Raw genomic sequence first — 21,900 nt, 5'->3', positions numbered from 1 at the left:
ATGCGCGCACCCGGTCCTCTGGTCATCGGGCACCGCGGCGCGAGCGGCTACCGGCCCGAGCACACCCGCTCGGCGTACGAGCTGGCGATCACCCTCGGGGTCGACGCGATCGAGCCCGACATCGTCGCCACTCGCGACGGCGTGCTGGTGTTGCGCCACGAGAACGAGATCTCGGGAACGACGGATGTCGCGGCGCGCCCCGAGTTCGCCGACCGCCGCGCCACGAAACGGGTCGACGGGGTGAGCCTGACCGGCTGGTTCACCGAAGACTTCACCTGGGCCGAACTCTCGACCCTGCGGGCAACTGAGCGTCTGCCCCAGGTGCGGCAGGCGTCGGCGACCTTCAACGGCGCCGAGCCGATCCTGCGGCTGCGCGATCTGCTCGAGATCCTGGATGCCGGAGCCGAGCGCACGGGACGCGCGATCTCCGTCGTGGCGGAGGTGAAGCATCCGACCTATTTCGCCTCGATCGGCATCCCGCTCGACGAGCTGATCGCCGACGAGCTGAAGGCGTGGGATGACGGCGACCGCATCATCGTCGAATGCTTCGAGCAGACGGTGCTCGGTGAGATCCGCGAGCGCGGGGTGCGCGGGCGGTTCATCTACCTGATCGAGTCGCGCGGCTCCGCCCCCGACCTGGTCGCAAAGTTCGGAGCCAAGGCGCTGCCCTATTCGGCGCAACTGACGGATGCCGGGCTCGCCCGCCTGGCGAAGCAGGTCGACGGGGTGAGCGTCGACAAGTCGCTGCTGCTGCGCCCGACGGGACCGGCGCTCGTCACCCGCGCCCACGCGGTGGGACTCGAGGTCTACACCTGGACTCTGCGGCCCGAGAACCGGTTTCTCGCCCCTGGGCATCGGGTGGGCAAGATTCCCAGCGAATGGGGCGACTGGCGCACCGAGTTCGGGATGATTCTCGGCACCGGCGTCGACGGCATCTTCGTCGACCATCCGGACCTCGGAGTCGCGGCCCGGGCCGAGGTCACCGGCGAAAAGTAGAATCGAGTCACCATGAGCCAGCCCGCGATCGACGAGAGGCTGCTCGAAGGGCTCAACCCGCGGCAGCGTGAAGCTGTGCTCTACCGCGGGCCGTCGCTGCTCATCGTCGCCGGTGCCGGCTCGGGCAAGACGAGCGTGCTCACTCGCCGCATCGCGAGCCTCCTCGCGAGCGGTGAAGCGAGCCCGCTGCAGATCCTCGCGATCACGTTCACCAACAAGGCCGCCAACGAGATGCGCGAACGCGTGCAGCACCTTGTGGGTCGGGCGACCGACGGCATGTGGATCTCGACGTTCCACTCGGCGTGCGTGCGCATCCTGCGGCGGCAGGCCGAGGTGATGGGCATGAAGGCGGGCTTCACGATCTACGACTCGGCCGACAGCCGGGCGCTCATCAAGCGCATCGTGAAAGAGCTGGATGCCGACACCCTCAACCTCACCCCGGGAATCGTCGCCGGCAAGATCTCGAAGCAGAAGAACGAACTCGTCGACGTCGAGACCTACGCCCGCAACCTCAACACCGACGACCCGGCCGAGGTCGCGTTCCTCGAGATCTACCGGCGGTACACGGCCGGGCTGCGGCGGGCGAACGCGCTCGACTTCGACGACCTCATCGCCGAGACCGTGCACCTGTTCCGCGCATTCCCCGAGGTCGCGGCGCTCTACCAGCGGCGGTTCCGGCACGTGCTCGTCGACGAGTATCAGGACACCAACCACGCGCAGTACGCGCTCATCCGCGAGCTGACCCGGCCGATCAAGCCGCAGCATGTGCCGGACGACACGCGCACGCTGACCGCCCCCGACGGCAGCCTGCCCGGGGCGTCGCTCACCGTCGTCGGCGACTCGGACCAGTCGATCTACGCGTTCCGCGGCGCCGACATCCGCAACATCGTCGAGTTCGAGCGCGACTACCCGAACACCAAGACCGTGCTGCTCGAGCAGAACTACCGGTCGACGCAGAACATCCTGGATGCGGCGAACGCCGTCATCTCGAACAACTTCGATCGGCTCGAGAAGAACCTGTTCACGACCGTCGGGGCGGGGCATCCGATCATCGGCTACACCGGGTATTCGGGGCACGACGAGGCGCAGTTCGTGGCCGACGAGATCTCGGCGCTGCATTCGGCGGGCACCCCGTACCGCGAGATCGCCGTGTTCTACCGCACCAACTCGCAGACCCGTCCGCTGGAAGACGTGTTCATCCGCTCGGGCCTGCCGTACAAGATCATCGGCGGCACCAAGTTCTACGAACGTGCCGAGATCAAAGACGTGATGGCCTACCTCATCCAGGTCGCCAACCCCGCCGACGACCTCGCGCTGCGCCGCATCCTCAACACCCCCAAGCGCGGCATCGGCCCGGCGACGGAAGCGGCACTGCAGGCGCACGCCGACAAGATGGGCGTCGCCCTGCGTGACGCGCTCGGCGACGCCGCGCAGCTCGAACTCGGCCCGAAGGTCACCCGGGCGATCCTCGACCTCGGCGAACTGCTCGACGAGGCGGAGGCCCAGCACCTCGCCGGGGGGAAGGCCGCCGACATCCTGCTCACCCTGCTGAGCGGCTCGGGGTACCTCGAAGCGCTGCGGGCGACCCGCGACCCGCAAGACGAGGCGCGCATCGAGAACGTCGAAGAGTTGCTGTCGGTCACGAAGGAGTTCGCGAAGAACAATCCCGACGCCGGGCTGCTCGAGTTCCTCACCGAGGTCGCGCTCGTCGCGGCGGCCGACGAGATCGACGACGACTCCGGGTCGATCTCGCTCATGACGCTGCACACCGCGAAAGGCCTGGAGTACGACGCCGTCTTCCTCACCGGGGTGGAAGAAGACCTGCTGCCGCACCGCATCTCGTCGGGCGAGCCCGGCGGCCTCGCCGAGGAACGCCGGCTGTTCTACGTCGGCATCACCCGGGCGAAGAAGCGGCTGTTCCTCTCGCTGTCCATGCAGCGGTCGTCGTTCGGCGACACGAGCGTCGCGATGCCGAGCCGGTACCTGCAAGAGATCCCGGCCGGGCTCATCGACTGGCGCCAGTCTCCCGGAGACGCGACCTCACGCGGGGGCACCCGCCCGCGGGCGCTCAACGCGCGGGGCTACGCGGGCGGCCCGGCGCGCGGCTTCTCGTACTCGACCGAACTGCCGCCCGCGCCGCCGCGCGTGAAACGCGAGTGGGCATCCGAGATCACCGGCAAGGTGCGCGACAACGGCGACCTGACGCTGGCCGAGGGCGATCGCATCCGGCACACCGACTTCGGCGACGGTCGCGTCGTCGCGGTGACGGGCGTCGGCACGAAGTCGATCGCCGAAGTGCAGTTCGACACCGCGGGCAAGAAGCGTCTGCTCATCAAGATCGCCCCGATCGAGAAGCTCTGACGGCTATTTGCCCAACTTCGTGCCTTCGGGGCCCCGAATCGGCACGAAGTTGGGCAAATAGCCATCACACCGGGGGGTGTGCGGCCCGCAGGCGGGCGGCGACGGCGGCGAGGGCGATGCACACGAGCACCAGGGTTCCGGCGGCGAGAGCGACAGCGGTCGGGATGCCGACCAGGCCGCCGAGGATCGCGAGCAGCACCCCGCTGCCGACCCGAAACCCCATGTTCGTGGTGTTGAACGCTCCGACGAAACGGCCTCGCTGCTCCGGCGGCGCCTCGAGCTGCACCACCGTCTGCGAGGTCGACAGCGAGAGGATCGACGCGGCGCCCGCGACGACGAGCAGCGCGAGGCTCAGCGGGAACACCCGCGAGAGCGCGAAGCCGAGGACGCACGCGGCGAACACCAGCTCGCTCAGCGCCGACACGAGCGGAGTCGCCCGCAGCCGCCCGACGCTCTCCAGCAGCAGGCCGCCGCTCACGGCGCCGACGCTCATCGCGACGAGCAGCAGCCCGTAGCCGAGGCCCGACTCGACCTGCCCGAGCAGTTCGCCGAACTCCGGCAGCAGCGGCATGAGGGCGACCCCGATGAGCAGCCCGACGGCGCCTTGCAGAACGATGACGAGCAGGATGTTGGGGAACCTCGGCAGGTCGCGGATGGTCGCGAGCAGCTCCCGAAGCCGAACCCGGGGGATGACCCCGGCGGCGCGTCGCTGATGCCCATCGAAGGGCGACAGCGTGAGGTGGATGAGGAACGGCACGTAGAACAGGGTGTTGACGAACATCCCCCACGCCGGTCCGATCGTGAACAGCAGCGCGGCGCCGGCGGCGGGGCCGACGAGCATTCCGAGGCTCAGGCCGGTCGCCATGAGGCGCACCGCGCTCGGCAGGTCCTTCTCGCCGACCATGTCGTAGAGCATCACCTGATTGGCGGGATGCCAGAGTGCGCTCGCGAAGCCGTGGACGACGAGCAGCACGACGCAATGCCACGGCTGCAACGCCTCGTTGAGCAGCAGCACGCCCCAGGTGAGGGAGGCGACGACGAACAGGCCGAGGGAGATCTGGATGATGCGCCGGCAGTCGAACCGGTCGGCGAGCGTGCCGAACGGGATCGAGAACAGCAGGTGCGGCAGCCAGTGGCTGACGACCGCGAACCCGGCGAGCAGCGGCGACTCGAACAGCTGCCACATCACGAGGTAGGTGATCGCGTGCTCGGCGTTGTCGCCCGCCATGAGCAGTGACCCGCCGGTGAGGTAACTCTTGTACCAGCGTGCCCGAAAGGCCCCGAACTTCATGCGGTCACGAGGGCGAGACGGTGGGTGCTCGTGCCCACGGCGAGGTGCTGACCCCAGGCGATCGACAGGCGGTCGTGTTCGATGCCGTCACCGAATGCCACCAGCAGTTCCGACTCGGCGACGAGTTCGAGTCGCTGTGAGGCCTGCAGAGCTCCGAACTCGAGAACGCGGCCGGTGGCGGGCGACGGCCACGCTTCGCGCACGAACCAGGCGAGGTCGTCGGATGCGGGAGCCGGCAGCCAGTCGAGCAGCTCGCGATCGTTCGCGATGGATGACGACCAGCCGGTGCTGCCGGTGCCGGTGCCGACGATGATGCCCGACGACGACTGGCGTTCGGTGCCGCGCTCCGGAACGGTCAGGGTGTACCGCGACGACTGGTGCCCGGGGTCGCCCAGGTAGAGGTCGTTGAGCGCGGTGAGGGTCTGCCCGTCGTCAAGGGTGGCCTGCACCATGGCGCGCTGCTCGATCGTCGCGTGGCCGTGCCGCACCCGGTCGACGATGGTCGCCCCGGCCGCCGGGTCGTGGCGCACCAGCACCCCGGCGTTGCGCCCCGGTTCGGGGTTCACGCCGATCACCGGCTGCCCCGACAGGTACTTCGCGACGTTGGCGACGAGCCCGTCCTGCCCGACCGCGACGACGATGTCTTCGGGGGCGAACAGGTAGCGGTCGAGATCGGTGCGCTCCACCCGGGCCTGCCGCACGTCGGCGGGCAGGCTCGTCGACACCAGGTGCAGGGCGGCCTCGATCGCCTCGTGCCGGGCGACGACATCCTCGATCGACCGCCCGCGAGAGCGCAGGAAGAACTCGGCCTGCCCGAACGTCGCGTGCCGGTCGAGCAGTTCGTCGTACTCCGAACGGCGGTGCACGAACACCACGCGGACGGGCAGCACTGTCGGCTCCGGGTCAGCGCTGGTCGGGAGCGGCGTCGCTCACGGGAGCGGATGCCGGAGCCGGTGAGGCGGGCGAGGCGGGTTCCGCAGCGAGGCGCGTCAGCGCCTGGGTGAGCACGTCGGGCGTCAGGTTGAGCGTTCCGATCTCGGGGAGGTTCTTCGCGAGCTCCTGGAACGCCAGAGCCGTGAGCACGGCGGGCTGCACCCCCGCGTAGGCGGCGAGCCGGGCGGCCTCCGTCTCGGCGTGCGCCGCCCCGACGACGCGGGTGCTGTCGGCCCGGGCCGCGGCCTCGAGCTTCGCCCGCTCGGAGCTGGCCTTCGCCGCGATGAGGGCCGTCGCGGCCTCCTCGGTCGCGCGGCGCTGCGCATTGGCGCCCTCCTGCTGCACCAGCTGCTGCTCGCGGGTCGCGAGTTCGATCTTGCTCTGCAGCTCGTTCTCGGCGATCGTGCGCTCGCGTTCGACCGCCTGCGCGCGCCGCTCGTAGGTGGCGGCGTCGGCATCCTGCTGCACCCGCTCGCGCACCGGCGTCTCGAGCGCGCGTTCCAGGTCGGCCTGCGGGCGGATCGACACGATGCGCACCGCGACGACGATGACCGAGGTCTCGGCGAGTCGCTCGTCGCCGGCGAGGCCCGAGGCCGTGACGGCGCGCACCTTCGGGATGCCGGCGCCGAGAACATCCACCAGATTCAGCGACGAGATGTGCTCGACCGCGTACTGCTGCGCGAGTTCGGTGATGCGGGTGCCGACCTGCTCCAGCGGCTTGCCGATCCAACGGCCGTGGTACGGGTCGATCGAGAAGTCGATCCGGCCCGCCGCGATGACGGGGTCGGCGAACCGGTAGGTGACGGTGGCCTGCACCGACACTTCCTGGAAGTCGAGGGTGCGCGCGCCGAACAGCATCGAGAGCTCGTTCTCGGCGATCGGCACCTCGCTGATCGCGGCGTTGAGCGCGCGGAAGTAGAAGGCGATGCCGGGCCCGTTGTGCACGATCCTGCCGCGACGCGCGTGGACGATGTGGCTGGTGGGGGTGGAGCGCAAATGGCGGGCGAAGGCGTAGCGGCGGATGTCGGCCATGCCGCACAGCCTAGGGCGCGCGGCACTCTCGCTCGAAGCCCGGTTACCCCTAGGCTGGGGCCGCCCAGCTCCGCTGGGACCATTCAGTTCAAAGGAGAACACCGTATGGCTGCTGTATCCACCTCCCGTCGCTCCGCCGCGGGCATCGCGTTCGTCGTCGCGGGCGCGCTGCTGCTTCTTCACGTCATCCTCGGGCTCGCCGCCGTCACGGCGACCGGTTCGTGGCTCCTGGTGCTCGCGTACCTCGCGATCGCTGTCGCGTTCCTCGTGCTCGCCGTCGCGTCGTTCCGGAGCACGATCGCCCGGATCGCGTTGATCGTCGGAGCGGTCGGCTGGCTGCTGCTCGCTCTGCAGTCGGTTGTCGCCCTTCCGGCGGTCCTGGTGACCATCGCCGCGATCGCGGCTGCGCTCGGCGGTGTCGTCGCAGCGATCGTGCTCTACGTCGGCAAGGAGATCAGCAACCAGTCGGCGCTCGCGTTCATCGTGACCACGATTGTCGCGGCCATCATCCTGCTCGCCGGCGTCGCCGGCGCCGCGCTCGGCACGATCGGAACGGTTCTCTGGATCGTGTTCGGCATCGGCCTGGTCATCACGGGCGTGCTGTTCGCCCGTACTCAGGGCTCGCGCGGTCGCTGACCCGTTTCACGTCAACCGCTGGTGGCTCGGCTCACGCCGGGTCACCAGCGGTTCTTCGTCACCAGCGGTCGTGCACGGCCGCCCGGATGCGGCGGTCGTAGAGATCGCGCACGGCGGCGGTGAACTCGGGCCCGAGCGGAGCGACCGATCCGGCCGCGGCGTTGGCCTCGGCCTGTGCGACATTGCGGGCACCCGGGATGACGGTGCTCACCCCGGGCAGCTGCGCCACCCAGGCGAGTGCCGCGGTTGCGGGTTCGAGACCGTGCGCGCGGGCCAACGCCGAGAACTCGCGGGCCGCCTCGACGCCCTCGTCGAAGTCGACGCCCGAGAAGGTCTCGCCGACGTCGAATGATGAGCCGTCGCGGTTGTAGCTGCGGTGGTCGTCGGCCGCGAACGTCGTGTCGTGGTCGTAGCGCCCGGAGAGCAGCCCGCTCGCGAGCGGCACTCGCGCGATGATGCCGACTCCGGCATCCATCGCCGCGGGCAGCACGGCATCGAGCGGCTTCAGTCGGAACGCGTTGAGGATGATCTGCACCGTCGCGACCCCCGGTCGCGCGATCGCGGAGAGGGCCTGGGCGGTCGTCTCGACGCTCACCCCGTATGCGGCGATCGCGTGCTCGGCGACGAGGGTGTCGAGCCCGTCGAACACCGCGTCGGAGGCGTACACCTCATCGGGCGGGCAGTGCAGTTGCACGAGGTCGAGGGTGTCGGTGCCGAGATTGGTGCGCGACCGGTCGATCCACGCGCGGAAGTTCGCCATCGAGTAGTTCTCGGCCAGCTGCGGCACCCGCCGACCGATCTTGGTCGCCACGAACACCTGACCGCGCAGCCCGCGGGCGTCCAGCCAGGATGCGATGCGCTGTTCGCTGCGCCCGTCGCCATAGGCGTCGGCGGTGTCGTACATCGTGACACCGGCGGCGTGCGACGCGTCGAGTACGGCGCGGGCGGCATCGTCGTCTACGGCGCCCCAGTCGGCGCCGAGCTGCCACGTGCCGAGGCCGATGACCGAGACGGTGCGGCCGGTGCGGCCGAGGGTTCGCGTTTCCACCTTCTGAGCCTATGCATCGTGAGTCGGCGGCAGTACCCGGACGAGGGACTGTCGGGAACCGACCGCGTCGATAGGCTGGGGTGTATCCGCGACGTCGCGGAGGAGAGTTCGCGGGGGTGGACATGGGGAAGGCGACGGGGGCACCTGAGATCGCCCCGATCCGGAAGTCTGATCCGGAGATGCTGGCCGCGCTTCACGGGCCGACCTTCGTGAACATGGGCAAGAACACGTCGGAGTTGTTGGGCGCGCCCTACGTGGCGCTCGTTCTCGTCGACCAGACGGAAGTCCTCTTCGGCGAGCGGCACGGTTTCACTACCGAAACCACGCCTCGCGACTCGGCCCTGTGGGATCGCGTGCTGACGACCGACGAGGTGGTCGTCATCGAGGATGCCGACGCCGATCCCGACTTCGCCGACGAGGGGCTCACGGTCGGCGGACTGCGCGTGCGATTCTTCGCGGCACGCGTCATCCACTCGGCGAGCGGCGATCGCATCGGCGCGTACTGCATCGCCGGCCCCGATCCCCGAGTGCCCGACGCATCCGTCGTGAGCACCGTCGCCGAACTCTCCCGCTTCATCGAAGACGAACTCGGCAAGCAGCATGACCTCCTCAGGGTCGCCGAAGTGCAGCGGGCGCTCCTGCCGAAGACCGTCCCGCCGCTCCCCGGCTACCAGGTAGCGGGTCTGTGCCTGCCGGCCCAGGCGGCAGGCGGCGACTTCTACGACTGGTATGCGATCGAGTCGGGGCTCGCATTCACGCTCGCCGATGTCATGGGCAAGGGGGTCGCGGCCGCGATCCTCGCAGCGACCGTGCGGGCGACGGTGCGCAGCGCCTCCCGGAAGAAGAATGTGCTGGCCGGAGTGGAGCGTGCCGCGGATGCGCTCGCTCACGACCTCGACGAGACCCAGTCGTTCGTGACCTTGTTCCATGCTCGGCTCGAAGCCGAGACCGGCCGATTCTCGTACGTCGACGCGGGGCATGGCCTGACGCTCCTGGTGTCTGCCGACGGCAGCCATCGGCGGCTCAAGGGCGGCGACCTCCCACTCGGGATCGCATTGAGCGGCCATCGCCGCAGTCGCCACCGGGCGGTGCTCGAGGAAGGCTGCACGCTGGTGACGTTCAGCGACGGCGTGCTCGACCTCTACGACGGTTCTCTGGCGTCGGTCGACTCCGTCGCGGACATCGTGCGTGCGGCGTCGAGCGCTCAGAAGATCGTCGAGGAGATCGCGCGGTTGGCACTGGAGGGCGACGCCGCCGACGACATCACGGTGCTCGCGATCCGACGTTCCGGAGGTCCCATCTGATGGAGATGACGATTACCGAGAGCGGACCGGGGACGGCCGTCCTCAAGCCGGTCGGACGCCTCAACATGGCGAGTGCACCGCACTTCAAAGAGGGGATCAGGGTCGCGCTCGGACGCGGGTTCACCCGCATCGTGGTCGACCTGAGCGAAATCGACTTCATGGATTCGTCGGGGCTGGGGGCCATCATCAACGGACTCAAGAGTGCGCGTGAACAGGGCGGTGAGCTGCGATTGGCGGCCGTGAGCTGGCAGGCGGGTCTGGTGCTGAAACTCACCAACATGGACCAGGTGTTGTCGGTGCACGAGGACGCGCGGACGGCGTTCGCCGATGTCTAGGCCGGTGCGGCACACGCTCCGAATGGCGACCCCGCCCGGCGATGTCAACACCGTTCACGACATGCTCGAACAGGTGTGGAACGATGTGCCCGAAATCGGGCCTGAGGATCGCCTCAAGTTCGAGATCGCCGTGATCGAACTCGCCTCGAACGTCATGCGTCACGCCGACACCGGCACCGGCGTCGTCTGCGCCCTCGTCGTCCAGACCTACCCGGACCGGATCACGGCGACGCTGAGCGACTCCGGCGAGCCGGGGGATGTGACGCTGGCGGGACGCACCCTTCCGGAGGATGCACTCGCCGAGTCCGGCCGGGGCATCCCGCTCATCCAGGCCCTCGTCGACGAGTTGCGCTACGACAGCGACGACGGGTTCAATCACTGGCACATCACTCGGACGCTCGGCGGCTGAGCGGCGCGAGCAGCCGTCGTGACGGCAGTTCACGCAGCCGTCGTGGCGTGACTCGGGTGAGCAGCCGAACAACTGCCACGACGGCCCGCCCGCGCCGCGGATGGTCGGGCAGGCCGTAGGCGGAACGCAGGGCGGGCGGCAGCAGCGTGGCGGTGAACTCGCGCGCGGCGGGAAGCAGCGCGCGCAGCCACCAGGGCGCTGCCCGTGCGGCGAGCAACTCCGCCGCGACGGATCGGGCGTCGTCGCCCACCTCGAGGGAGAGAAGGGTGGCGTTCCAGTAGCGGTCGAAGGCCGCCCGGTCGGCCGGCCAGACGTCGGCAGGTAGCTGCAGCGACGTGCCGAGGTCGCGGCCGGCGGCGTGGATCTCGGCGGCGAGATCGTCGGCGAGGCGGCCGTGGAGCAGCTCATGCACCTGCATCCCGGTGTGGGTCAGGGTCGCCGTGACCCAGAGTTGCGCGTCCGGATCGCGGGCGCCGATCACCCGGGCGTGCGCCGAGTCGACGCGTCGCGCGGCCTGGGCGTGCTGATGCGGGGACCCGAGATGAACGGCGTACACGTAGGCGAGGGTGTGGTGTAACCGCTTGAGCGGGTCACTGGCGAAGGAACTGCTCTCGGCGACGCCGCGGGCGACGACCGGATGGGCGAGCTGGAGCAGGATCGCGGCCAGGCCGCCGAGCACGAGCGAGGAGTCGGCGGCGTAGTGCCGGAAGGCTGCGCTGCGCTCGAACATGCGCCCATGCTCGCAGGGGTAGGCTGTGCGAGGCTGAAAAGTATCTTGACATCGAGTTATCTCGACATCGAGAGAAGACAGCCCCGCCACCAAACATCCACTCCCCTCAACGGAAGAAGAAGTCCAGCGTGGATCTGTACGAGTACCAGGCCCGTGATCTATTCGAGAAGCACGGCGTGCCCGTGCTCGCCGGCATCGTCGCCGAAACCCCCGCGGAGGTGCGCGCGGCAGCCGAGAAGCTGGGCGGAGTCACCGTCGTCAAAGCGCAGGTGAAGACCGGCGGTCGGGGCAAGGCGGGCGGCGTGAAGGTGGCGAAGACCCCCGCGGATGCCGAAGAGGCCGCGAAGGCGATCCTCGGCCTCGACATCAAGGGCCACATCGTCAAGAAGGTCATGGTCGCGGCCGGCGCCGACATCAAGGAGGAGTACTACTTCTCCGTGCTGCTCGACCGGGCCAACCGCTCCTACCTGTCGCTGGCCTCGTACGAGGGCGGCATGGAGATCGAGGTTCTCGCCGAAGAGCGGCCCGAGGCCCTCGCCCGCATCGAGGTCGACCCGGTCGCCGGAATCGACCTGGCGAAGGCCACCGAGATCGCGACGGCCGCGAAGTTCCCGGCCGAGATCATCGAAAAGGTCGCCCCGGTGATCGTGAAGCTGTACGGCGTGTTCGCTGCCGAAGACGCCACGCTCGTCGAGGTGAACCCGCTCGTGCTCACCGGCGCCGGCGACATCGTCGCCCTCGACGGCAAGGTCACCCTCGACGAGAACGCCGGATTCCGGCACCCCGAGCACGAGGCGCTGGAAGACAAGGACGCCGCCGACCCGCTCGAGGCCAAGGCCAAGGCGCACGACCTCAACTACGTGAAGCTCGACGGCGAGGTCGGCATCATCGGCAACGGCGCGGGCCTCGTGATGAGCACCCTGGACGTCGTCGCCTACGCGGGCGAGCGGCACGGCGGCGTGAAGCCGGCCAACTTCCTCGACATCGGCGGCGGGGCCTCGGCCGAGGTCATGGCGGCGGGTCTCGACGTCATCCTCGGCGACCCGCAGGTCAAGAGCGTGTTCGTCAACGTCTTCGGCGGCATCACCGCGTGCGACGCGGTCGCCGACGGCATCGTCAAGGCGCTCGAGATCCTCGGCGACAGCGCCACCAAGCCGCTCGTGGTGCGCCTCGACGGCAACCGGGTCGACGAGGGCCACGCGATCCTGCGCGGCGCACGCCACCCCCTGGTCACCCTCGCCGAAACCATGGACGACGGCGCCGACAAGGCCGCCGCGCTGGCTCACACCGCTTAAGGACTAGAGAATGTCGATCTTCCTCACCAAGGACTCCAAGGTCATCGTCCAGGGCATCACCGGCGGCGAAGGCACCAAGCACACCGCCCTGATGCTCAAGGCCGGAACCCAGGTCGTCGGCGGCGTCAACGCCCGCAAGGCCGGCACGACCGTCGAGCACGACGGGGGCATCTCGCTTCCCGTCTTCGGAACCGTCGCCGAGGCGATCGAGAAGACCGGCGCCGACGTGTCGATCATCTTCGTGCCGCCGCCGTTCGCCAAGGACGCGATGATCGAAGCGGTGGATGCCGGCATCCCGCTGCTCGTCGTCATCACCGAGGGCATCCCGGTGCAGGACACCGCCGAAGCCTGGGCCTACGCGAAGAGCAAGGGCACGACCCGCATCATCGGCCCGAACTGCCCCGGCATCATCACGCCGGGCGAGTCGCTCGTGGGCATCACCCCGAACAACATCACCGGCAAGGGCCCGATCGGCCTGGTGTCGAAGTCGGGCACCCTGACCTACCAGATGATGTACGAACTGCGTGACCTCGGGTTCTCGACCGCGATCGGCATCGGCGGCGACCCGATCGTCGGCACGACCCACATCGACGCGCTCGCCGCGTTCGAGGCCGACCCCGAGACGAAGGCGATCGTCATGATCGGCGAGATCGGCGGCGACGCCGAGGAGCGGGCGGCCGACTACATCAAGGCGCACGTCACCAAGCCCGTCGTCGGCTACGTCGCGGGCTTCACGGCCCCCGAAGGCAAGACGATGGGCCACGCCGGCGCGATCGTCTCCGCCGGGGCGGGCAACGCCGAGGGCAAGAAGGTCGCGCTCGAAGCCGCCGGGGTCAAGGTCGGCAAGACGCCGTCGGAGACCGCCGCGCTCATGCGCGAGATCATCCAGACCCTCTGAGCCGACTAGGCGTCGTCGTCGGGTTGCCGCTCAGGCGGTTGCGGCGGCCACGACGACGAGCCGAGTTCGCGTGAGATGGTGCGCGCGGTCTCGCGGAGGTCGTTGAGCACCGGGTCTTCCGGGGGCCATTCGCTCGTCGGCAGCACGACTGCGACGGCCGCGATCACGTTGCCACTGGCATCCGAGACCGGTGCCGCCACCGACGACTCGCCGAGCACCGCTTCGTCTTGCTCGGTGGCGAGCCCGCGGGCCGCGATCTGGGCCAGCGTCAGCGATAGCTTGGCGGGGTCGGTGACGGTGTCGCCGGTGAGACTGCGCAGCTCCTTGCCGAACACCTCGGCGGCGTAATCGGCGTCGTAGGCGAGCAGCACCTTGCCCATGGCGGAGGCGTGGGCGGGGATGGTGAGCCCGGTCTCGAGCATCTGCTGACTGCCGTCGGGCCGGCGGTTGTGATGGATGATGATGACCTCATCGAACAGCTCGGCGCCGAGTCGCACGGCCAGTCCGGTGCGTCGGGCCAGCTCGCGGGTCCAGCGCATCGCGCGGGCGCGCACGTCGAGGGTGTCGAGGTAGACGTTGCTGAGCTTCAGCAGCGCCGGGCCGAGCATGTAGCGGTCGGAGCCGCGTTCCTTCGCGACCAGCCCGTGCTCGCGCAGCGACTTGACGATTCCGTGCACCGTGGACGGAGGCAGTTCGAGCGCGGCGGCGAGTTCGCTGATGCGCAGGTGGCGGGCGCCCTGAAGGAGCTTCAGCACGTTGGCCGCCCGATCGATCGCCTGGATCACCGCTGCCCCTTCCTTGGGTGTGTTCCATTATGCGTGCGACGACGACGTCACTCGTTCGAAATCGACTCTTGACGTCGCGATCTTTCTGCAGCATATTCGACATTGTCGAATGGCGTTCCGAAGACGGGACGTCGGCGGGAGACCGCATCGACGTCCCTAACCCCGCATGTCCAAAGGAGTACATATGGATGAGAACCGCATGTGGCAGAAGCTCGCAGCGGAGTTCCTCGGCACGGCTTTCCTGGTCTTCGTCGGAGTCGGCTCCGTGCCGGCGCTCGCGCTCGCGCGCGGCGGAGAACCGTTCACCGGTGCCGAACTCGGTGTGATCTCACTCGCCTTCGGCACCATCGTCGTCGCCACCGTCTACACGTTCGGCTACATCTCCGGCAACCACATCAACCCCGCCGTGACCCTCGGTCTCGCCGTCTCGGGCAAGTTCCCGTGGCGCGAGGTTCCGGGCTACCTGATCGCTCAGGTGCTCGGTGCGACCGTCGGCGCTCTCGCGATCGTCGGAGTGCTCGGGATGCCGGCGAGCGAAGCCGGTCTCGGCGTCGCGGCCTACGGCGACATCCCGTGGTACCAGGCGTTCACGGCCGAGTTCGTCGGCACGTTCATCCTGGTGTTCACGGTGTTCGGCGTGATCCACCGCAAGGCGGCCTCCGGATTCGCCGGCATCGTCATCGGGCTCGTGGTGTTCGCCGCGATCATCCCCGTCGCCCCCGCGACCGGAGCGTCGATCAACCCCGCCCGCACCACCGGCCCCATGTTGATCCAGCAGATCCTCGGTGGTGAGGTTCACTGGGAGCAGTACCCGGTCTACATCGCCGCGGAACTGCTCGCCGGCATCGCCGCCGCGCTGCTCTTCGGGCTGATCTCGAAGACCGCCGCCGACAAGGCCGCTGAGAAGAAGGAGAGCGTCTCCGCATGAAGAAGCTGATCAACGCCCCCGAGGCGGTGCTCGCCGACGCCCTCGCCGGCGTCGCCGCGGCCCACAGCGACCTGCGGGTCGACTTCGCGAACCGCATCATCTACCGGGCGACGCCCAAGGCCGATGGCAAGGTGGCGCTCATCTCGGGCGGCGGGTCGGGTCACGAACCGCTGCACGGCGGCTTCGTCGGCACCGGGATGCTCGACGCCGCGTGCGCCGGGGAGGTCTTCACCTCGCCGACGCCCGACCAGATGCAGGAGGCGACGAAGGTCGTCGACCGCGGAGCCGGCGTGCTGCACATCGTGAAGAACTACACCGGCGACGTCATGAACTTCGAGATGGCGGGCGAACTCGCCGCCGCGGAGTCGGGCGTCGAGGTCGCGACGATCGTCACCAACGACGACGTCGCCGTGCAGGACTCCACCTGGACGGCGGGCCGTCGCGGCGTGGGTGTCACCGTGCTGCTGGAGAAGATCGTCGGCGCGGCGGCGGAGGAAGGGCGCGACCTGAAAGCCGTGCTCGCCCTCGCCGAGAAGGTCAACGGCTCCGGCCGCTCGATGGGCATGGCGCTCACCAGCTGCACGGTGCCCGCGGCCGGCAAGCCGACCTTCGACCTGCCCGACGACATGATGGAGATCGGCGTGGGCATCCACGGCGAACCGGGGCGCCACCGCGTTCCGCTCGCCGGCGCGCACGAGATCGCCGCGCAGCTCGTCGAGCCGATCCTCGCCGACCTCGACTTCACGTCGGGCCCGTCGATCGTCATGCTCAACGGCATGGGCGGCTCGCCGCTCATCGAGCTCTACCTGATGTACGGCGAAGTGGCGAAGCTGCTCGAGAAGGCGGGCGTGAAGGTCGCCCGCACGCTCGTGGGCAACTACATCACCTCGCTCGACATGGCGGGCTGCTCGGTGACGGTGCTGAAGGCCGACGACGAGATCCTGAAGCTGTGGGATGCTCCCGTCGTCACCGGCGGACTGCGCTGGGGCGCCTGACCGGCACCGTGGAACACTCGAAGGACGAAGCAATGAACGGCACGATTGGTCTCGACTCTCTGGTGACCTGGCTCGACGCGTTCCGCACTGCGGTGACGGAGCAGCGGGCGTACCTCACCGAACTCGACTCCGCGATCGGCGACGCCGACCACGGGGCGAACATGGCGCGCGGCATGGCCGCCGTCATGGAGAAGCTCGAGACGTCGACGCCGTCCACCGCAGACGAGCTGTTCAAGTCGGTCGGGATGACGCTGGTCACCTCGGTCGGCGGAGCGAGCGGGCCGCTGTACGGAACCTTCTTCCTTCGCATGGGCATGACCGCGGGCGCCGTCGCCGAGTTCGACGGCGCGGCGCTCGCGGCGGCCCTCCGGGCCGGGCTCGACGGAATCGTCGCGCGCGGCAAAGCCGAGGCGGGCGACAAGACGATGTTCGATGCTCTCGCCCCGGCCCTCGATGCATTCGACGCCGCCCTCGCCGGCGGGACCCCCATCCCGGCGGCCGCCGGTGTCGCGGCGGATGCCGCCGAGGCCGGTCGCGATGCGACCGAACCTCTCGTCGCCCGCAAGGGCCGTGCCAGCTATCTCGGCGAGCGGAGCGCGGGTCACCTCGACCCGGGCTCGGCCTCGAGCGCGCTCCTCATGCGCACGCTCGCCGACGTTCTCGGGAGTTCGTGACGTGATCGGCATCGTCGCCGTCTCGCACAGCCTGCAGCTGGCCGAGGCGGCCGTCAGCCTCGCCTTGCAGATGGTGCCGACCGCGGCGCCGCGGGTACTCGTCGCCGCGGGGGCGGGCGTCGAGAAGGACGGCTCGCCGATCGTCGGCACCGACGCCACCCGGGTCGCCGCAGCGATCGACGCGCTCGCCGACACCGACGGCGTGTTGGTGCTGATGGACCTCGGCTCGGCGGTGCTGAGCGCCGAGCTCGCCCTCGAGCTGACGACCTCGTCGGTCGAGGTGCGGCTGTCGTCGGCTCCGTTCGTCGAGGGGCTTCTCGCGGCGGTCGTGCGCGCGTCGGGCGGCGCGGCCCTCGCCGAGGTCGCCGCCGAGGCGGAGTCGGCGCTGTTGTCCAAGAGCGGGCAGCTCGGCGAACAGGCCGCCGCAGCGCCGGAAGCATCGGTGAGCGGTGCCGAACGACTCGTCGCCGTCGCGGTTCTGACCAACCCGCTGGGGCTCCACGTGCGCCCCGCGGCCCTCGTCGCGACCGCCGTCCGCACGGCAGACGTCACGATCCGCGCGACCCGCACCGGCGCCGTGGCGAACGCCGCGAGCCCCACCGCCCTTCTCGCCCTGGGCGCGCGCCGGGGCGACCAGATCGAGATCTCGGCCGCCCCCGCCGCTCGATCAGAGCTCGATCGCATCCTGGCCCTCGTGGCCGACGGGTTCGGCGAGCTGGACGCCGCTCAGCCGGAGCCGGCGCCGTCGCCCACCGCGGCGCCCGCGCGCCCGGTGGGGGTGAGCCCGGGACGAGCCGTCGGGCCGGTGGTGCACCTCGGCTCCACCGTCGAGGAACCCGCCCGAGGGCGAGCCCTGGCGGAAGGCGCCCGAGTCGCCGAAGTCGCCCGGCTTCGCGCGGCAGCGACCCGCGTGGCCGGCGAGCTCGAGACCCGCGCCGCCGCAGCGCGGGGCGAGGCGCGCAGCATCCTCATGGCGACCGCGCTCATGGCGCGCGACCCTGCGCTGCTCGATCCGGCCGTGGCGGCGATCGCCGACCGCGGCACCGCGGCACCGCGCGCCGTCTGGGATGCCGCTGCCGAGGTGGCGCAGACCCTCGAAGCCCTGGGGGGACGCATCGCCGAGCGCACCGCCGACGTGCGGGATGTGCGCGACCGCATCGTCGCCGTCCTGACCGGCCAGGTGCTCGGCGGCGTGCCCGAGCGCGCGGACCCGTTCGTGCTGGTCGCGCGCGACCTCGCCCCGGCCGACACGGCGACGCTCGACCCGGCGACGGTCGTCGCGCTCGTAACGGAGGAGGGCGGACCGACCTCGCACACGGCGATCATCGCCCGATCGCTCGGCATCCCCGCCGTCGTCGCCGCGACGGGAGCGCTGGGCATCCCCGAGGGCACGGTCGTCCTCGTCGACGGCGCCACCGGCGAGGTGCGACGCGATCCCGATGCGGCCACGGTCGCGGCGGTCGCCGCCGAGGCCGCCGCCGCCCGTCCGGCGCGGCTCGCCGCCCCGGGCGCCACCCGGGACGGGCATCCCGTCGCCCTGCTCGCCAACATCGGCGACGCACGGGGGGCGACCGCCGCCGCCGAAGCCGGCGCCGAGGGTGTTGGGCTGTTCCGCAGCGAGTTCCTCTTCCTCGATCGCACCGACGCGCCGGGACGCGCCGAGCAGGTCGAGGCCTACCGTGCCGTGTTCGCCGCCTTCCCGGAGCGCAAGGTCGTCGTGCGCACCCTCGACGCGGGGGCCGACAAGCCCCTGCCGTTCCTGACGGCGGACGCCGAAGAGAACCCCGCCCTCGGGGTGCGGGGGCTGCGCACGGCGCGTCGCCGCCCCGAGGTGCTCGACGAGCAGCTCGCGGCGATCGCAGAAGCCGCCGCCGCCGAGACGGCCCAGGTGCAGGTGATGGCGCCGATGGTCGCCACCCTCGAGGAAGCCCGGGAGGTCGTCGCCCGCTGCCGGGCCGTCGGCCTGGAGTCGGCCGGGATCATGATCGAGACCCCGGCTGCCGCGATCCGCGCCGACGACCTTCTGGCAGCCGTCGACTTCGTGAGCATCGGCACCAACGACCTCACCCAGTACACGATGGCGGCCGACCGGATGATCGGCGAACTCGCCGATCTCAACGATCCCTGGCAGCCCGCGGTGCTCCAGTTGATCGCCGACGTCGGTGCGGCGAGCCAGCGCACCGGAACGCCCGTCGGGGTGTGCGGCGAGGCCGCCGCCGACCCGCTGCTCGCGGTCGTTTTCGTCGGGCTCGGTGTCGGCTCGCTGTCGATGACTCCGCGCGCGCTCTCCGCCGTCGGCGAGGTGCTCGCCTCGGTCAGCCGCGCCGACTGCGTGCGGATCGCGGCAGCGGCGCTCGCCGCTTCGACCGCCGCCGACGCACGCGCCGCGACGGCATCCGCACTCGGGGCCATCTCGCTAGGCTGACCCCAGTCGTCCCGAGGGGGTCTCACATGTCCACGCGTCGCATCCTGCCGCTCGCCGCCCTGCTCACCGCGAGCGCGCTGCTGCTCTCCGGCTGTTTCCCCTTCACCTTCCCCAGCGGCGGCGGGGGCAGCCAGACCGTCGACACCTCGACCGACGAAGAGGTCGAGCCGGGTCTCGAGGCGTTCTACCAGCAGGAGCTCACCTGGTACGACCTGGGCAACCGCGTCGATGAGACGACCGTGACCGTGCCGCTCGACTGGGATGACCCGGCCGGCGAGACGATCGAGATCGCCATCGCCCGCCACAACGCGACCGGGGAGCCGATGGGGTCGATGCTGATGAACCCCGGCGGGCCCGGCGGTTCCGGCTACGACTTCGTCGCCTACTCGGCGGCGTACATCGTCACCGAGGATGTGCTCGCAGGCTACGACATCATCGGGTTCGACCCGCGCGGGGTCGGGCAGTCGTCGCCCATCGTCTGCACGGACGGCGCAGAGAAGGACGAGCTGTTGTACGGCACCTTCGACGCCGACTACGGCACGCAGGCCTGGATCGACGAACTCACGGTGCGCGAGACCGACTGGATCGACGCGTGCGTGGAGAACACCGGCGACCTGCTCGGCAACCTCGACGCCGCGAGCGTCGCGCGCGACATGGATGTCATCCGCGCCGTGCTCGGCGACGAGAAGCTCACCTTCCTCGGCTACTCCTACGGCACCTACCTCGGGGCCGTGTACGCCGAGCTGTTCCCGGAGAAGGTCGGCCGGATGGTGCTCGACGGCGCCGTCGACCCGCTCGTCGGCGACCTCGACGCCCTCGCCACCCAGATGGCCGGATTCGAGAGCGCCTACCGCTCGTTCCTGGAGTACTGCTTCGACTCCAGTGACTGCCCGTTCAGCGGCAGCGTCGAGTCGGCGATGCAGCAGACCGAGAACCTGATCCTCGACGTCGGCGACGACGGGCTCACCTCGAACGACGGTCGCGTGCTCGATGTCGCGACGATCGGCACCGGTCTCATCAACAACCTGTATGCCGAGTTCCTGTGGTCGGGTCTCGTGCAGATGCTCGCCGACCTCGACGCCGGGGACGCGCAGTCGACCTTCGACAGCGCCGACGAGTACAACAGCCGGGTCGCCTCCGGCATCTACGACGGCAACGGTTACGAGATCTACACCGCGGTGACCTGCAACGAGGGAACCCTCGGCACCGACGGCGTGACCCCGCTCGAGGGCCTCGCCGTCATCGACCAGCGCGCGCCCTATCTCGGTTTCGCGACGGCGCTCGACGACTACGTCGCGCTCGACGTGACCTGTTCGAACTGGCCCTTCCCGGTCGCCGAGATGCCGGCGCAGTACGACGCCGAGGGCGCTCCGCCGATCCTCGTCGTCGGCACCACGAACGACCCGGCGACGCCGTACGCACAGGCGGTGTCGCTCGCGCAGCAGCTCTCGAGCGGTGTGCTCATCACCTACGACGGCGAGGGGCACACGATCTACGCGCAGGGCGTCTCGTGCGTCGACGACGCGGTGGATGCCTACTTCCTGCGTGGAGACGTGCCGAGCGCCGACCCGATGTGCTGACGCCTGCGGGATAGGGTCGGGCCGTGACCCGGCGGCTGACGATCCTCTTCGCGGGGCTCGAGTCGCTGCTCGTGCTCGCGATCGGCGTCGCGATCCCGCTCGTGCCGCTCACGATCGTCTGGGCGGCGCACTTCGGCTTCGCCCCGGAATGGCTGGTCTTCTGGCGGGCCGCGGTCGACATCTGGCTGCTCGGCCACGGGGTCGACGTCATCTTCACGCTCGATCCGTTGCTCGCGACCGCACTCGGGCTGCCCGCCGCGGGCGACCCCGTTAAGGTCACGATCGCGCTGCTCGGCTTCGCGCTGCTCACCGTGCTGCTGGGCGTGCGCGCCGGCGGTCGCGTCGCCGAGACAGGGCATCGGATGCTGGGGGGCCTCACCGCGGTCGTCGTGTTCGCGGCGGCATCCCTCGGGGTGACCGCGACCGCGCTGCACGCCTCCGCCCGGCCGTCGCTCGTGCAGGGGCTCATCCTGCCGGCCGTGGTCTTCGGGGTGGGCGTCGCCCTCGGGGTGCTGCGGGCGCGCCGCGCCGGAGGGCGCGATCCGCTGGGGGAGTGGCTCGACGACCGCTCGCCCGAGCTTCGCGCCGCGGCCGGGGCAGCCTTCCGGGCAGGGGCGGGAGCCGTCGCGTTGACCGTCGCCGTCGCGGCGGTCGTCGTCGCCCTGCTCTTCGTGGTGCGGTTCTCCGACATGATCGAGCTCTACGAGGCCCTGCACACCGAGGTGGTGGGCGGCATCGCCCTCACCGCCGGGCAGCTGGCGGTGCTGCCCAATCTCGTGCTGTGGGCGGTCGCCTGGCTGGTCGGGCCGGGCTTCGCGATCGGTGCGGGGTCGCATGTCTCACCGGTGGGCACCGCGCTGGGGCCGATCCCCGCGCTTCCCGTCTTCGGCGCCCTGCCGACCGGGGATTCGCCGTTCGGATTCCTCGGCGTGATCGTGCCCGTCGTCGCCGGCTTCCTCGCCGGGGTCGCGGTGCGTCCCGCTCTGCTGCGCGCGCTCGAGCACGTCACACCGCTCACCGTGCTCGGGGTCGCGGCGGGGGGCGGGATCGCGGGCGGGCTGGTCCTCGGGCTTCTCGCCGCGGCGTCGGGCGGCGCGGCCGGTCCGGGGCGCCTCATCGAGGTCGGACCCGACCCGATCGCGGTCGGCCTGGTCGCCGCGGCCGAGTTCGCCGTCGCGATCGGGATCGGGCTGGCTGCGGCAGCCCGGCTGCCGGCCCGCGACTCCAGCGCGCGCCGGTAGGCTG

Annotated in this window: 20 protein-coding genes and 1 pseudogene; 15 read left to right on the top strand and 6 right to left on the bottom strand. The window is 70.3% G+C overall.

Annotated features, from left to right (window positions below):
• Together IE173_RS10855 and IE173_RS10850 are read left to right on the top strand one after the other, a co-directional pair.
• Positions 1–996, top strand: a complete 996-nt coding sequence (locus tag IE173_RS10855) for a glycerophosphodiester phosphodiesterase family protein (RefSeq protein WP_191283515.1) — start codon at positions 1–3, stop codon at positions 994–996.
• A gap of 12 nt (positions 997–1,008) precedes the next feature.
• Positions 1,009–3,357, top strand: coding sequence for an ATP-dependent helicase (locus IE173_RS10850; protein WP_191283514.1), 2,349 nt, complete (start codon positions 1,009–1,011; stop codon positions 3,355–3,357).
• A gap of 64 nt (positions 3,358–3,421) precedes the next feature.
• Here IE173_RS10850 and IE173_RS10845 read toward each other — a convergent pair whose 3' ends face one another.
• From IE173_RS10845 to IE173_RS10835, 3 genes are read right to left on the bottom strand one after another with little or no spacing between them, the layout of a single operon-like run.
• Positions 3,422–4,648, bottom strand: a complete 1,227-nt coding sequence (locus IE173_RS10845; protein WP_191283513.1) for an MFS transporter — start codon at positions 4,646–4,648, stop codon at positions 3,422–3,424.
• On the bottom strand, positions 4,645–5,538 hold the full coding sequence (locus IE173_RS10840; protein WP_191283512.1) for an NAD(+)/NADH kinase: 894 nt from the start codon (positions 5,536–5,538) through the stop codon (positions 4,645–4,647). The genes IE173_RS10845 and IE173_RS10840 overlap by 4 nt, the downstream gene beginning before the upstream one ends.
• Before the next feature lie 13 nt (positions 5,539–5,551).
• Entirely contained in the window at positions 5,552–6,613 is a 1,062-nt protein-coding gene (locus tag IE173_RS10835) for an SPFH domain-containing protein (protein ID WP_191283511.1), read from the bottom strand.
• Positions 6,614–6,718: 105 nt separating this feature from the next.
• Between IE173_RS10835 and IE173_RS10830 the strand changes: the two genes are divergently transcribed.
• Entirely contained in the window at positions 6,719–7,249 is a 531-nt protein-coding gene (locus tag IE173_RS10830; protein WP_191283510.1) for a hypothetical protein, read from the top strand.
• A gap of 58 nt (positions 7,250–7,307) precedes the next feature.
• On the opposite strand, the gene IE173_RS10825 is transcribed toward IE173_RS10830, so the two are convergent.
• Positions 7,308–8,297, bottom strand: a complete 990-nt coding sequence (locus IE173_RS10825; RefSeq protein ID WP_191283509.1) for an aldo/keto reductase — start codon at positions 8,295–8,297, stop codon at positions 7,308–7,310.
• A gap of 179 nt (positions 8,298–8,476) precedes the next feature.
• Here IE173_RS10825 and IE173_RS10820 point away from each other — a divergent pair, with 179 nt between their 5' ends.
• From IE173_RS10820 to IE173_RS10810, 3 genes are read left to right on the top strand one after another with little or no spacing between them, the layout of a single operon-like run.
• Complete coding sequence (locus tag IE173_RS10820) at positions 8,477–9,601, top strand: PP2C family protein-serine/threonine phosphatase (protein WP_191283508.1); 1,125 nt, start codon at positions 8,477–8,479, stop codon at positions 9,599–9,601.
• Complete coding sequence (locus tag IE173_RS10815; RefSeq protein WP_229842053.1) at positions 9,601–9,936, top strand: STAS domain-containing protein; 336 nt, start codon at positions 9,601–9,603, stop codon at positions 9,934–9,936. Before IE173_RS10820 ends, IE173_RS10815 begins: the two co-directional genes overlap by 1 nt.
• A gap of 22 nt (positions 9,937–9,958) precedes the next feature.
• Positions 9,959–10,345 carry an ATP-binding protein gene (locus IE173_RS10810; protein ID WP_191283507.1) on the top strand — a complete coding sequence of 129 codons (387 nt, stop codon included), beginning with the start codon at positions 9,959–9,961 and terminating at the stop codon, positions 10,343–10,345.
• Here the strand turns inward: IE173_RS10810 and IE173_RS10805 are convergent.
• A complete protein-coding gene (locus IE173_RS10805) occupies positions 10,323–11,075 on the bottom strand; it encodes an oxygenase MpaB family protein (RefSeq protein WP_191283506.1) in 753 nt (250 codons plus the stop codon). The two genes, IE173_RS10810 and IE173_RS10805, sit on opposite strands and share 23 nt — an antisense overlap.
• 128 nt (positions 11,076–11,203) lie before the next feature.
• Here IE173_RS10805 and sucC point away from each other — a divergent pair, with 128 nt between their 5' ends.
• Positions 11,204–12,370 carry an ADP-forming succinate--CoA ligase subunit beta gene (gene sucC, locus IE173_RS10800; RefSeq protein WP_191283505.1) on the top strand — a complete coding sequence of 389 codons (1,167 nt, stop codon included), beginning with the start codon at positions 11,204–11,206 and terminating at the stop codon, positions 12,368–12,370.
• A gap of 10 nt (positions 12,371–12,380) precedes the next feature.
• Complete coding sequence (gene sucD, locus IE173_RS10795) at positions 12,381–13,268, top strand: succinate--CoA ligase subunit alpha (RefSeq protein WP_191283504.1); 888 nt, start codon at positions 12,381–12,383, stop codon at positions 13,266–13,268.
• A 5-nt stretch (positions 13,269–13,273) separates the two neighbouring features.
• On the opposite strand, the gene IE173_RS10790 is transcribed toward sucD, so the two are convergent.
• Entirely contained in the window at positions 13,274–14,053 is a 780-nt protein-coding gene (locus IE173_RS10790) for an IclR family transcriptional regulator (protein ID WP_191283503.1), read from the bottom strand.
• 184 nt (positions 14,054–14,237) lie between these two features.
• On the opposite strand from IE173_RS10790, the gene IE173_RS10785 reads away from it, so the two are divergent.
• From IE173_RS10785 to IE173_RS10760, 7 genes and pseudogenes are all read left to right on the top strand, one after another.
• Positions 14,238–14,981, top strand: coding sequence for an MIP/aquaporin family protein (locus tag IE173_RS10785; protein WP_191283502.1), 744 nt, complete (start codon positions 14,238–14,240; stop codon positions 14,979–14,981).
• Positions 14,978–15,976 (top strand): dihydroxyacetone kinase subunit DhaK, encoded by a 999-nt coding sequence (gene dhaK / locus IE173_RS10780; RefSeq protein ID WP_191283500.1) that lies wholly within the window; start codon positions 14,978–14,980, stop codon positions 15,974–15,976. Before IE173_RS10785 ends, dhaK begins: the two co-directional genes overlap by 4 nt.
• Positions 15,977–16,008: 32 nt before the next feature.
• The gene (gene dhaL / locus IE173_RS10775) at positions 16,009–16,650 is read left to right on the top strand and encodes a dihydroxyacetone kinase subunit DhaL (protein WP_191283498.1); all 642 of its coding nucleotides are present in this window, start codon (positions 16,009–16,011) and stop codon (positions 16,648–16,650) included.
• A pseudogene (locus IE173_RS15685) lies at positions 16,547–17,335 on the top strand (PTS sugar transporter subunit IIA domain-containing protein); the annotation flags it as partial. The gene dhaL and the pseudogene IE173_RS15685, both read left to right, overlap by 104 nt.
• Positions 17,336–17,422: 87 nt before the next feature.
• A complete protein-coding gene (gene ptsP / locus IE173_RS10770) occupies positions 17,423–19,075 on the top strand; it encodes a phosphoenolpyruvate--protein phosphotransferase (RefSeq protein ID WP_373298471.1) in 1,653 nt (550 codons plus the stop codon).
• A 26-nt stretch (positions 19,076–19,101) separates the two neighbouring features.
• The gene (locus tag IE173_RS10765; protein WP_191283495.1) at positions 19,102–20,655 is read left to right on the top strand and encodes an alpha/beta hydrolase; all 1,554 of its coding nucleotides are present in this window, start codon (positions 19,102–19,104) and stop codon (positions 20,653–20,655) included.
• A 23-nt stretch (positions 20,656–20,678) separates the two neighbouring features.
• Positions 20,679–21,896: a cell division protein PerM gene (locus IE173_RS10760; protein WP_191283494.1), complete on the top strand. Its 1,218-nt coding sequence runs from the start codon at positions 20,679–20,681 to the stop codon at positions 21,894–21,896.
• The last annotated feature ends 4 nt before the right edge of the window (positions 21,897–21,900 follow it).

This window comes from Pseudolysinimonas yzui (assembly GCF_014653215.1).
GTDB lineage: Bacteria > Actinomycetota > Actinomycetes > Actinomycetales > Microbacteriaceae > Pseudolysinimonas_A > Pseudolysinimonas_A yzui.
The sequence above is the reverse complement of the archived record's forward strand: the minus strand, read 5'-3'. Positions and strand labels throughout refer to the sequence as shown.